The organism is Streptomyces sp. NBC_00353, assembly GCF_036108815.1.
Lineage (GTDB): Bacteria > Actinomycetota > Actinomycetes > Streptomycetales > Streptomycetaceae > Streptomyces.
Genome location: NZ_CP107985.1, coordinates 4,761,641 through 4,774,115 on the forward strand (window position 1 = coordinate 4,761,641; position 12,475 = coordinate 4,774,115).

Annotated in this window: 10 protein-coding genes; 2 read left to right on the top strand and 8 right to left on the bottom strand. The window is 70.9% G+C overall.

Features of this window, described 5'->3' with window-relative positions; translation table 11 throughout:
- Nucleotides 1-8 precede the first annotated feature (8 nt).
- The 7 genes from OHA88_RS21480 to OHA88_RS21510 all read right to left on the bottom strand — a co-directional run bounded on the left by OHA88_RS21480 (nt 9) and on the right by OHA88_RS21510 (nt 9,557).
- The gene (locus OHA88_RS21480) at nt 9-2,519 is read right to left on the bottom strand and encodes a zinc-ribbon domain-containing protein (protein WP_443044261.1); all 2,511 of its coding nucleotides are present in this window, start codon (nt 2,517-2,519) and stop codon (nt 9-11) included.
- Nucleotides 2,520-2,577: 58 nt separating this feature from the next.
- Nucleotides 2,578-3,270 carry a demethylmenaquinone methyltransferase gene (locus OHA88_RS21485; protein WP_328626691.1) on the bottom strand — a complete coding sequence of 231 codons (693 nt, stop codon included), beginning with the start codon at nt 3,268-3,270 and terminating at the stop codon, nt 2,578-2,580.
- Between the two features lie 159 nt (nt 3,271-3,429).
- Nucleotides 3,430-4,464: a M36 family metallopeptidase gene (locus OHA88_RS21490; protein ID WP_328626692.1), complete on the bottom strand. Its 1,035-nt coding sequence runs from the start codon at nt 4,462-4,464 to the stop codon at nt 3,430-3,432.
- A 142-nt stretch (nt 4,465-4,606) separates the two neighbouring features.
- Entirely contained in the window at nt 4,607-5,260 is a 654-nt protein-coding gene (locus OHA88_RS21495; RefSeq protein WP_328626693.1) for an imidazolonepropionase-like domain-containing protein, read from the bottom strand.
- 7 nt (nt 5,261-5,267) lie between these two features.
- Nucleotides 5,268-6,467, bottom strand: a complete 1,200-nt coding sequence (mqnC, locus tag OHA88_RS21500; protein WP_326605206.1) for a cyclic dehypoxanthinyl futalosine synthase — start codon at nt 6,465-6,467, stop codon at nt 5,268-5,270.
- Between the two features lie 72 nt (nt 6,468-6,539).
- The gene (locus OHA88_RS21505) at nt 6,540-8,309 is read right to left on the bottom strand and encodes a serine/threonine-protein kinase (protein WP_328626694.1); all 1,770 of its coding nucleotides are present in this window, start codon (nt 8,307-8,309) and stop codon (nt 6,540-6,542) included.
- Nucleotides 8,310-8,678: 369 nt separating this feature from the next.
- The gene (locus OHA88_RS21510; protein WP_267003207.1) at nt 8,679-9,557 is read right to left on the bottom strand and encodes a menaquinone biosynthetic enzyme MqnA/MqnD family protein; all 879 of its coding nucleotides are present in this window, start codon (nt 9,555-9,557) and stop codon (nt 8,679-8,681) included.
- A gap of 330 nt (nt 9,558-9,887) precedes the next feature.
- Between OHA88_RS21510 and OHA88_RS21515 the strand changes: the two genes are divergently transcribed.
- Nucleotides 9,888-10,091 (top strand): cold-shock protein, encoded by a 204-nt coding sequence (locus OHA88_RS21515; protein ID WP_003967102.1) that lies wholly within the window; start codon nt 9,888-9,890, stop codon nt 10,089-10,091.
- A gap of 166 nt (nt 10,092-10,257) precedes the next feature.
- On the top strand, nt 10,258-11,085 hold the full coding sequence (locus OHA88_RS21520) for a MerR family transcriptional regulator (protein ID WP_328626695.1): 828 nt from the start codon (nt 10,258-10,260) through the stop codon (nt 11,083-11,085).
- Nucleotides 11,086-11,155: 70 nt separating this feature from the next.
- Here the strand turns inward: OHA88_RS21520 and OHA88_RS21525 are convergent, their stop codons facing one another.
- Entirely contained in the window at nt 11,156-12,382 is a 1,227-nt protein-coding gene (locus OHA88_RS21525) for an amidohydrolase family protein (RefSeq protein WP_328626696.1), read from the bottom strand.
- Nucleotides 12,383-12,475: the final 93 nt, after the last annotated feature.

A 12,475-nucleotide genomic window follows, 5' to 3' on the forward strand; every position in this document is an offset into this window, starting at 1 on the left:
GAGCCGGATCAGTCGATGTCGTTGAGCATCCAGGTGGACAGGGCGGTGTCGAAGATCTGCCGGGCGTCCGACCAGTAGCGGTCACGCTCGGTGGTGTAGATCGCGTACTCGGTGCCGTCGTCGGCGATGTAGCTCTGGTCGATCGCGTGGATCGTCTCGCCGCTCTGCTTGTCCTCGTACGTGTACTCCCAGATCGCGCCCCGGAGTCCCTGGAAGGTGTTGGTACCGAGCTGCAGCCGCCGGTAGTTCTTCTGGTTGGCGTCGGCGGTCCGCTCCAGGTTCTGGAAGTTCTCGTACGAGGTGTACGGGGCGTTGCGGATGACGCCGACCTTCAGCTCGGCCCGGCCGGTGGAGCCCGCGTACGTGATCTGGTGGTTCTTCTCGCTCTCCCGGTCCCACTGGACCGGGACGGCGAAGGAGAAGCCGGCGCTGTCGGAGACCATCCGGTAGCCGTCGGGGACGGTCGGCGCGGCGGGGGGTGTGGTCGCGGACGCGCTGGGGGACGTGGTCGGGGACGCGCTGGGGGACGTGGTCGGGGACGGCTTCGGGGTGGCTTCGGGGGGCGCGCTGTCGCTGCTCCCGGACGCCGCGGGCTTGTTGTCCTCACCGGCCGCCGCGGACGGGTGCTGGTGGTCGCTCCTGTCGTTCTTGAGGAACAGGACTCCGGCGGTGACCCCGCCGCCCAGCACGATGGCCGCGACGAGGGTCACGCTCCAGACGACGACGGAGCGCCTGCGGGCGGCGGTGGCCGCTGCGTCGGCGCCGTCCGGGGGCCGAGCCACTGCGGGGCCGAGTTGTACGGTCCGCGGATCGTACGGGGGGTACGGGGTGGGCGTGGGAGTGGGCGTGGGGACGGTCGCGGGCGGCGTCTGCGGCGGGGGGTTCCAGGCGGGAGGCTGAGGCTGCGTTCCCGGACCCCACGCCGGCGCCGGAGCCACCGGACCGGCCGGACGCCCCACCAGCCGCAGCAGATGCGGCGCCACCAGCACCGCTCCCCCCACCCACAGCAGCCCGAAGAGCAGCGCGTCCGGCACGCTCGGGGCGATCTCCGCCATGCCCTGACCGCCCACACCGGCGACATCGCCCGAGAGTTGCGCGGACACCCCGCTGAACCCGGTGAGCAGCAGATACAGCACGAGGAACAGCCCACCGGCGATGGCCTGTTCACGACGGTCCGCCGAGCGGCGGGCGGCCGACACACCGGCGTGGAGCGCGCAGACGACGCCGGTCAGCACCGCACCGGTCACCGCCCACCCGTTCACCGCGTCGCCCAACTCGGAGAGTCCGAAGCCGCCGTGCTCCATCCCGGAGCCGAACCAGCCGAACTCGCCTCGCACGTCGTACTCGACCGGGGCGCCCCAGCTCACCCCGAGCACCGCCAGACCGATGTTGGGCAGCACCGGCAGTGTGAGCAGCATGGCCGTGCCGTCCACCCCGTCGACGTCGGCGTACGCGATGAACCCGATCAGCGCGCAGAGCGCGATGACCGCTCCGAGCGCCCGGACCGCCGTGCCCGTCGCACGGACCACGGCGTGCGCGGCAGGGCGCTGCGTCAGCCACTGGGCCGCCGCGTCCTGTTGCAGGACGCCGCCGGTGACGAGCAGCGAGAGCACGAGCGCGCCGAGCGCCGCGAGCAGCGGGGAGGACGAGACCGAGACCCCGGCGATGTCCGGCTGGGCGAACAGCCCGAGGACCAGGATCGCGCCGGTGACCAGGGCGCTGATCCGCACTGCCGCCTCCATGCCGCCGCCCTGCTTGCGGGCCGCCCGGGTGGCGAGCAGCAGCGCACCCACCCAGAGCACGGTGACGGTGAGCGGTACGAGGGAGAGCGTGGCACCGGCCTGTCCGGCGGCTCCGTAGCCGGCGCCGAACGCGTCGGAACCTCCGGATCCGTCGGAACCGGAGCCGTACGGCGAGCCCGGCCCCTCCGCACGGAGCTCGAAGCCGCCGCCGAACGCCTGGAGCAGCATGGCGAGTGCGATCCGCAGGCGGTCGCTCCAGCCGACGACGATCTCGTCGCCCTGACCGTACGAGGGGATGGCCAGCGCCACCGCGAGCGCCAGGATCAGCCCGGTCGGCCAGGCGGCCGCCCTCAGCGACCCCGCCCAGTCGCCGCGCATCGCCCGGCCGAGGAACTCCCCCGCGGGCGACGGCCGGACGGGTGTGTGACCGGGCGGGGGCGCGTAACCGGGCGGCGCCGGTCGGGGTGCGTGGCCGGGCTGCGGGGCCGTGGGCGGCAGCGCGGGAGGAACCGGGTCCGCCGCTCCCGCCGCGGTCGGCTGTTCTCGCCCGCATTTCATGCAGAAACGCGCCCCTTCGGGCACGGCGGTTCCGCAGTGCGGGCAGTAGGTCGGCGGCATGGGAAGACTCCGGTGCAGCGACGGGGACACAGAGAACCGGTGACACACGGGAACGGAGAAAACGCGTGCCGTATCAACGGACACATCTTCCCGCCCACCGGTTCCCGCATTCACCGAACCCGGCAAATCCGTCCGGCGGAGGGGTACACCACGGTTCATCGCGGCCGCGCCGCCTCCGAACCGCCTCGGCACCGCCGCCTCCCGACCGCCGCAGGGGTCAGGGGCGTACGCCCCGGTGCAGTGCCACGACACCGCCGGTGAGATTGCGCCAGGCCACCTTCGACCAGCCGGCCTTCTGCAGCAGCTGGGCGAGCCCGGACTGGTCGGGCCAGGCGCGGATGGACTCGGCGAGGTAGACGTACGCATCGGGGTTGGACGACACGGCACGCGCGACCGGCGGCAGTGCCCGCATCAGGTACTCGGTGTAGACCGTGCGGAACGGCGCCCAGGTCGGCTGCGAGAACTCGCAGATCACCACCCGGCCGCCCGGCTTGGTCACCCGGTACAGCTCGCGCAGCGCCGTATCCGTGTCCTGGACGTTGCGCAGCCCGAAGGAGATCGTCACCGCGTCGAACGTCTCGTCGCGGAACGGCAGCTTCGTGGCGTCGCCCGCGGTGAACGGCAGCCAGGCGTGCCGCTTCTTGCCCACCTGGAGCATCCCGACGGAGAAGTCGCACGGCACGACGTACGCACCGGTCGCGGCGAACGGCAGCGAGGACGTCGCCGTGCCCGCGGCCAGGTCGAGGACCTTCTCCGCCGGGCGGGCGTGCACCGCCTTCGCGACCTCCTTGCGCCACAGCCGGGCCTGGCCGAGCGACAGCACGTCATTGGTGAGGTCGTAGTTCGCCGCCACGTCGTCGAACATCGAGGCGACTTCGTGCGGCTGCTTGTCCAGGGATGCTCGGGTCACCCACCCATTCAAGCAGCCCGGCCGACGGCGCCTCGCGCCGGTCGGCACCCGACCCGCCGGAAGCCGGCTTCGACCGTTCGGGTGCGTGGGGGCACTGCGCGTCGCGTGGAAATCCGCCGGGGCGAGAGGCGGCCCTCCACCGCCCGCCCCGGCGCGGGCTCACACCCCCGGGATGCCCCGGTCCTGGAACGCCTTCCGCACGGCATCCGCCGCGCTCCCGCCGTACATCTGCTGCGCGGTCGCGATCGTCGTCAGGGCCGCGTCCTGGAAGGACGTGTCCGGCGCGAAGCCGAACTGGGCGTTGACGATGATCCGGTCGGCCTCGCGCGCGCCGAGCGCGCCGCGGATGTCGAACAGGGCCCGCGACCAGATCTCACCGTCCGCGTGCACCTCGCCCACCTTGTCCGCGTAGGTCTTGTCGCCGTCGACGCGGCGCAGGCAGTGCGGCACGGAGGAGGTGTACGAGACGGAATCCCAGTCCGCGACGCAGCCCGGATCGGTTCTGCGCGGCCAGCCGTACTTGGAGTCCGCGTACGCGCCGACCGACACGGCCAGGTAGTCGCCCCAGGCCTCTCCGATGGACCCGGCCTCCTCCGACGTACCGAAGCCGGGAACCTGGGCGTTGTGCACGGCGTGCCCGTACTCGTGGACGATCACCTCCGCGTCCTCGGCATCGTCGACCCCGCCCTTGCCGAAGCGGATCTCGGCCTTCTTGTCGGTGAAGAAGGAGTTGTCGGCGCCCCACTGGTTGATACGGACGGGCTGGGCCCGGTCGTTGGCACCGGGCAGCTCGCTGCCGAAGCCGAGGCTCTGCAGGTACTCCTGCGCCTCGTTGACCCAGAAGTAGGCCATCACCTGCTCGAACTGGTCGTCGTTGCGGGTGTACGTGCCCGCGTCGGCGACCTTCGCGGAGGATCCGGTGTCGGATCTGATGTACGCCCACTTGCCGGAGAGCCCGCCGCTGCCGTCCAGGTTGCGCAGGGCGGCCAGGGCGTAGGCGTCGGCGGGCACGGCGGTGGCCGAGTCCTTGGCGTCGGCCAGGTTCTGGTCCCCGGAGGACTGCACGGGGTTGACCATGAAGACCCGCCCCTGCGGGGAGCCGGCGGCCGATGCCGTGACGGGGGCGGCGAGGGCGGCGAGCGCCACGGTGGCGGTGGCCGCGGCGAGCAGAACGCGGGATGTGCGGCAGGCCATGAACATCCTCCTGGTGGGAGTACGTGGGCGGCGTGCGGGGGGCGGTAGTGCGCTGCGGGATCTTCCCGCACCCCGGGCCCGTGTGACCAGGGGCCCGACGTCACGGTTCGCCCCGGTCGCCCACGCCGGAACACCGCCCCGGTCACCGCCGCCGGTACACCAGCCGTCCGCCCAGCACCGTGGCCACGCATGTCGCCGCCCCCGCGGCGCACAGCGCCGCCTCGTCCGGTACGTCGAAGACCGCGAGGTCGGCGCGGCCACCGACGGCGAGCGGGCCGTGCGCAGAGCCGGGCAGGTCGTGCCCCTCCGCGAATGGGTCCAGGCTCGGTTCGCCGATGAGGATGCCGGGGGCGCCGACGGCCGAGACCTCCGTCAGACCCGAGCGGGCGACGGCGGTGCGCACAGCCGGGTCGTGGAACCGGCCCGCGAGGTGTGTCGTCCCGTACCGCAGCATCTGCTGCAGCCCGCGCCGTACGCTGCCCGCCCGCCGCGTCGCGTCCATCCCGTCGGCCAGCCGCTCGAACGCCTCGCCCCACAACGGCCGGTCGCCGAGCTCGTCCGCCTCGCGCGGATCGGGGTGGTAGCAGCGGGTGAGCAGCCAGAGGCCGTGCCACTGCCGCAGGCCGGGAGTGATGACGCCGGGCCACTGGCGGACGCGGGCCGTCGGATGGGCGGCCACGACGTCGTCGTACGGGCCGAGGGCGGCGATCCGGTCGCCGTCCACCGCCACCGCGCCCTGCCGGACGGCAGCCGCGCCGACCGGAACAACCAGCGGCGCGGCATGAACGGTCAGCAATGCGGCCTCAGTTGGCGCTCAGGAGCTTCAGCTCCGGATGCGCGGTGCCACCCTCGATCGCGGTGGACGAGATGTGCGAGACGACGCGCTCGTCGACCGGGTCGTTCGCCGGGTCGTCGTGGACGACGAGGTGCTCGTACGTCGTGGCGCGCTGCGCCGGGACGCGGCCCGCCTTGCGGATCAGATCGATGATCTCCAGCCGGTTGGAGCGGTGCTTGGCACCCGCCGAGGAGACGACGTTCTCCTCCAGCATGATCGAGCCGAGGTCGTCCGCGCCGTAGTGCAGCGACAGTTGGCCGACCTCCTTGCCGGTGGTCAGCCAGGAGCCCTGGATGTGCGCGACGTTGTCGAGGAAGAGCCGGGCGATGGCGATCATCCGCAGGTACTCGAAGAGCGTGGCCTGCGTCCGGCCCTTCAGGTGGTTGTTCTCCGGCTGGTACGTGTACGGGATGAACGCGCGGAAGCCACCCGTCCGGTCCTGTACGTCGCGGATCATCCGCAGGTGCTCGATGCGCTCGGCGTTGGTCTCACCGGTGCCCATCAGCATGGTGGAGGTGGACTCGACACCGAGCCGGTGCGCCGCCTCCATGATCTCCAGCCAGCGCTCGCCGGACTCCTTGAGCGGGGCGATCGCCTTGCGCGGCCGGGCCGGCAGCAGTTCGGCGCCGGCTCCCGCGAAGGAGTCGAGACCGGCGGTGTGGATCCGCTGGATGGCCTCCTCGACGGAGACCTTGGAGATCCGGGCCATGTGCTCGACCTCGGAGGCGCCCAGCGAGTGGATCACCAGCTGCGGGAACGCCTTCTTGATCGCGGAGAAGTGCTCCTCGTAGTACTCGACGCCGTAGTCCGGGTGGTGTCCGCCCTGGAACATGATCTGCGTGCCGCCGAGTTCGACGGTCTCCGCGCAGCGGCGCAGGATGTCGTCGAGATCGCGGGACCAGCCCTTGGCGGTGTCCTTCGGCGCGGCGTAGAAGGCGCAGAACTTGCAGGCCGTGACGCACACGTTGGTGTAGTTGATGTTGCGTTCGATGATGTACGTCGCGATGTGCTCCGTGCCGGCGTAACGGCGGCGGCGCACGGCGTCCGCGGCCGCACCCAGCGCGTGCAGCGGCGCCGACCGGTAGAGGTCCAGGGCCTCCTCCGGAGTGATCCGCCCGCCCTCGGCGGCTCGGTCGAGGATGGGCTGGAGGTCGGCCTTCTCGGTCACCGGGCTGTCACCTTTCGGCGGTTTTTCAACGGATCTACGGACCGGTTCAGCCTACGCCAGCCCCTGCCGGGGTCAGCGGCCGGACCGGCTGAGCGTGCCGTACGGCAGGCCCGCGCCCCTCTCCTCGGACCTGAAGCGCAGTGTGCCGTCGCCGGCGAGGGTGAAGACGACATCGGTGGTGGTGCTCGTGCACAGCCCGGCGGTGTTGGGGCGGTCCGGATCGGTGCGCTCCCGGAGCGTCAGTTCCTCGGCGGTGCCCGAGGAGAGCCGGGCGATGCTGTTGCAGCTGACGCTCACTCCGAGCGTGGAGACCGTGGTGTTCATGCGGACGACGTCCGTGCCCTTCTTCCCCTCGGCGAACACGGCGGTGAGGGTGCCGTGCGGCTGTCCGGTCGTCTTCTCGGTCAGCGGCCCCTTCCAGGTGCCGACGAACGCCTTCGGCACTGCGGTGACCGGGCCCGCGCCGCCGGTGCCCGCGTCCGTCGGGGTCGACGGCCGGGTGGCGGACGTGCTGGGCGGGGGCTTGGCCGCACCGTCGTGCTCCCCGGCGCCGCCGCCACCGCTGCCCGGCAGCAGATCGAAGAGGAAGGCGCTGCCCACGGTCACGGCGGCGAGCGCGCCCGCCACCGCGAGGGCGACGGTGCAACTGAGCCTGCGGCCGCGGTTCCGGTCGGGGCGGGCGGGCCCGGAGTCGGCGCCGACGGTGAGGGAGAAGCGCGAGTCGGGGGTGCGGGGGCCGGGCAGCCCGGCCGAGTTGTCCCCGACGGCCTCGGCCGGGTGATGCGTCCGAGGAGGGAAGGCCGGCTCGATCGGCGGCCCGAACACCCCTAGCGCACCGCCGGCCCGGCCCACGGACTGCGCCTCGTTGCCACCCGGTGTCCCGCCGGCCCGGCCGTCGAGGAACGCGTTGCTGAACGGCACCGGCCCCGACTGCACGGGCGCGTCCTGCGGCTCCAGGTCCAACAGGGCCACCGCGGCCCGGCTGAGCTCACGCACCAGGGTGCCGGGCAGCCAGCCCGCCGCCACCCGCGCGGCCGCCCCGTCCGGCGCCAGCCGCCGGGCCAGCTCCGAAGGGGTGGGCCGGAGCGCCGGGTCCTTCGCCAGACACGCGGCGATCACCTCCCGCAGCTCGCCCTCGATCTCGCCCAGCTCCGGTTCCTCGTGCACCACCTTGTAGAGGAGCACCGCCGAGGAGTCGCCGAGGAATGGGGCGAGGCCCGTCGCCGCGTACGCGAGCACCGCGCCGAGCGAGAACATGTCGGCCGCACCCGAGATGTCCAGGCCCCGGATCTGCTCCGGTGCCATGTAGCCGGGCGAGCCGACCGAGACGCCGGTGGAGGTGAGCGAGGCGGTGGCGTCGATGGCGCGGGCGATACCGAAGTCGATCAGGCGGGGGCCGTCGAGGGCGAGCAGCACGTTGGACGGCTTCACATCACGGTGGATGAGTCCCTGCCCGTGCACGGCGGCCAGCGCCTCCGCCAGTCCGGCGCCCAGGGTCCGTACCGACTGTTCGGGCAGTGGTCCGTGCTCGGCGACCGCCCCCGACAGCGGAGGCCCGGCGACATAGCCGGTGGCCACCCACGGCACGGGCGCGTCCGGATCGGCGTCCAGGACGGGCGCCGTCCACTGCGCCCCGATCCGCCGCGCCGCGTCCACCTCGAGGCGGAACCGGGCCCGGAACTGCTCGTCGAGCGCGAAGTGCGGATGGACCACCTTGACCGCGACGGTGCGTCCCCCCGCGCTGCGCCCCAGATAGACCCGGCCCATGCCGCCCGCACCGAGCCTGCCGAGCAGACGGTAGGTGCCGATGGTGAGCGGCTCGCCGGCTTCCAGCGGCTGCATATGGACTCCCCCTGTGGACCGGCCGGACCTCCGACCGAAGCCTAGGGGCGAAGGTCATGCGATCACAGAGAAACCATCCGCCGATTTCGCCCCTATGGGAACGAACAGCGGTTTTCGACACAGCAAAAGGCGCGAATGTGTCGTTCACTCGAACGATTCCTGGACTCAACCGGGACTCACCCCGGACGCCATCCGCTAATCGGATACGGCGTGCGGGGTGACCGGCAGCGGCATTCGCGGCATTCGCCGGAAGGGAATCCCCGGGACCGGGCAATAAATACCGGGCTATAAATAACGCCGACGCGGACGGGAAGGGCAGAAGAAGGTTCAGCATTCACCCATTGCCGGTCCCTTTCCCGTACGCACGGATCAGTGGTCGAGCAGCTCGACGTTCACATCCGCCGGGAAGCCGGTCGTCGGCCCCGTCCGGCGCGCGAACTCCCGTACACCCTCCAGCTGGGCCGCACCGAAGCGGAAGTCCAGCGTCGTGAAGTACCGCTCCAGCAGTTCCGCGTCGAAGACCTCCCACCGCGCCGCGGTCTCCGAGACCTTGGTGACCTCTTCCAGGGACAGGTCGCGCGAGGCGAGGAACGCCCGGTGGACCTCGTTCACCATGGCCGGGTGGGCGGCCAGGTAGTCCTTGCGGGCCGCCCAGACGGCGAAGACGAACGGCAGCCCCGTCCACTCCTTCCACATCTGCCCGAGGTCATGGACCTGCAGGCCGAGCCGCGGCGCGTCGTGCAGCGAGGCGCGCAGCGCTGCGTCGCCGATGAGCACGGCGGCGTCCGCCTCCTGCATCATCAGGCCGAGGTCGGGCGGGCAGGTGTAGTAGTCCGGCGACACCTCGTAACGCTCGGCGAGCAGCAGCTGAGCGAGGCGGACCGAGGTGCGCGAGGTGGAGCCGAGCGCCACCCGGGCACCGTCGAGCTCCTCCAGCGGCCGCTGGGAGACGATCACGCATGACATGACGGGCCCGTCGCAGCCGACCGCGATGTCAGGGAAGGCCACGAGCTGATCGGCGTTGCGCAGGTACTCGACCAGGGTGATGGGGCCGATGTCGAGATCACCGCGGACCAGCTGCTCGCTGAGCTTCTCCGGGGTGTCCTTCGACAGCTCCAGGTCGAGCAGGGTTCCGGTCCGTGCCAGGCCCCAGTAGAGGGGGAGACAGTTCAGGAACTGGATGTGGCCGACGCGCGGCCTGCTGCGACGGTCGTCGCCTGCTACGGGAGAGACGGTTGAATTGTCCACATCGCGAGGCTAGACCCGCGCGGGAACCCCGGCGCCACCGGGGCTCGCAGCCTCGCCCGGACCCGCTCTCCGGACCGCCTCGGACCGCTCCCCGAGCACCCCCGGGTCCCTATGTTCGTCAGCTGATCAGCACGGCTATCAAACATCCGAGTGAAGTGATCTTTCCCTCTACCCCTCCGCACATGCTGCGTGCTAGGCTCATCGCCAAGTTGCAGTTTGGTTTCCCTTGCAGTACAGAGCCTGCGGAGCATGTAACCCGCAGGCTTTTGTAGTTTTCAGACTTCTTTGCAGGTTCTGGAGCAGGGCAACCCTTTGGCCCAAGGAGGGCTTATGGCTACCGGAACCGTCAAGTGGTTCAACGCTGAAAAGGGCTTCGGCTTCATCGCCCAGGACGGCGGCGGCCCGGATGTCTTCGTTCACTACTCCGCGATCAACGCGTCCGGGTTCCGCTCCCTCGAGGAGAACCAGGTCGTGAACTTCGACGTCACTCAGGGGCCGAAGGGCCCGCAGGCTGAGAACGTCACCCCGGCCTAGTTGCCCGGGTCGGCCGATCGCGGCCGGCATGCAGTACCCAAGGAGCCCCGCTCCTCCGCTTCGGCGGGGAACGGGGCTCCTGCCTTTTGGTGCCCCGTCGCGGTGCCGGCGCCACGGACGAGGGGTTGACCTTGACACCGTGTGAGGCCGTGCACTGGGAGACATCATGTTCACCATCGGAGACTTCGCCAGGTACGGACGGGTGTCGGCCCGGATGCTGCGTCACTACGACGCCATCGGACTCCTGCCTCCCGACCGCACCGACCCCGCCACCGGCTACCGCTTCTACGGTGCCGCCCAGCTCGCCCGTCTCAACCGCATCATCGCGCTGAAGGATCTCGGCTTCACGCTCCAGCAGGTGCAGGCCGTCCTCGACGACCAGGTCGGCCCCGAGGAGTTGCGCGGAATGCTGCGGCTGCGGCAGGTGGAGCTGGAGGCTGCCATGGCGGCAGCGGCGGCGCGACTGGCACAGGTCGAGGCGAGGCTCCGGTCGATCGAGAGCGAGGGGCACATGCCCGCTGACGAGGTTGTGGTCAAGAACGTTCCGGCCGTACGCGTGGCGGAACTGACCGGGACGGCGGCGAGCTATCAGCCGCAGGACATCACTCCGGTGATCGGACCGCTGTACGACCGGTTGTTCCCGCTGCTGGAGGCGGCCGGGATCAGGCCCACCGGTCCCGGTGTCGCACGGTACGAGGACGCACCGGACGGCAACGGCACGATCGTCGTGCACGCCGGAGTGACGGTCTCGGTGCCGGCCGGCCCGGTCGGCGACACCGGTGTCACGGTGGTGGAGCTTCCCGCGTTCGAGGCGGCGACCATCGTCCACCGCGGCTCGATGGACGGGGTCCTGATCACCGAGCAGACGCTGGCCCGCTGGCTGGACGCCAATGGATACCGGTCGCTCGGCTACACCCGGGAGATCAATCTGGAGTGCCCCGAGGACAAGGACAAGTGGGTGACCGAGCTCCAGGAGCCGGTGACCAGGGCCTGACCACGGCACGCGGGGGCCCGCCGGAGACGGTGGGCCCCGTGCCGTACCACCCGTCGGCGGGGTCCGCGCGCTACGCCCCGGACCCCGCCCACAGCCCGTCGGCCGTGAGCCCCAGAAGGTCGATCGCGTTGCGGCGCACGATCCGGTCCACCACGTCCGGGTCCAGGTGCCCCATCTGCGCCTCGCCGACCTCACGGGACTTCGGCCAGGTCGAGTCCGAGTGCGGGTAGTCCGTCTCGTACAGCACGTTCCCGACGCCGATCGCGTCCAGGTTCTTCAGCCCGAAGGCGTCGTCGAAGAAGCATCCGTACACATGCTCGGTGAACATTTCCGAAGGCGGCCGGTGCACCTTGTCGGCGACCCCGCCCCAGGCCCGGTTCTCCTCCCAGACCACGTCGGCGCGTTCCAGGATGTACGGGATCCAGCCGATCTGGCCCTCCGCGTACATGATCCGGAGGTTCGGGAAACGTTCGAACTTGCCGCTCATCAGCCAGTCGACCATCGAGAAACAGCAATTGGCGAAGGTGATCGTGGACCCGACCGCGGGCGGGGCATCGGCCGAGGTGGACGGCATCTTCGAGGAGGAGCCGATGTGCATCGCGATCACGGTGCCCGTCTCGTCGCAGGCCCGCAGGAACGGATCCCACTCGTCCGTATGTATCGACGGAAGGCCGAGATGTGGGGGTATCTCGGAGAACGCGACGGCGCGCACCCCTCGCGCGGCGTTCCGCCTGACCTCGTCGGCGGCGAGCTGCGCGTCCCACAGCGGGACGAGGGTGAGCGGGATCAGCCGGCCCCCCGCCTCGGGGCCGCACCACTCCTCGACCATCCAGTCGTTGTACGCGCGCACGCCGAGCAGTCCGAGTTCGCGGTCCTTCGCCTCGGTGAACGTCTGGCCGCAGAACCGCGGGAAGGTCGGGAAGCAGAGCGCGGACTGGACATGGTTGATGTCCATGTCGGCGAGCCGGTCCGGCACCGAGAACGAGCCCGGACGCATCTGCTCGTACGTGATGATTTCGAGCTTGATCTCGTCCCTGTCGTAGCCGACCGAGGTGTCGAGCCGGGTGAGCGGCCGGTGCAGATCCTCGTACACCCACCAGTCGCCGATCGGGCCGTCGTCCCCCTTTGCACCCATGACCGGTGCGAACTTGCCGCCCATGAAGGTCATTTCCTTCAGCGGGGCACGGACGATGCGCGGGCCGCGGTCGAGGTACTTGGACGGGAGCCGGTCCCGCCAGACATGAGCGGGCTCCACCGTGTGGTCGTCCACCGAGATGATCTTCGGGAAGGTCTCCATGCGTACCACGGTAGCGCCGATCTGACGAACCGTCAGCTATCTTGACCGGGGCCCCGTACCGGATCGTTGTCGAGGGCTTGTGCAGAGAGTCAC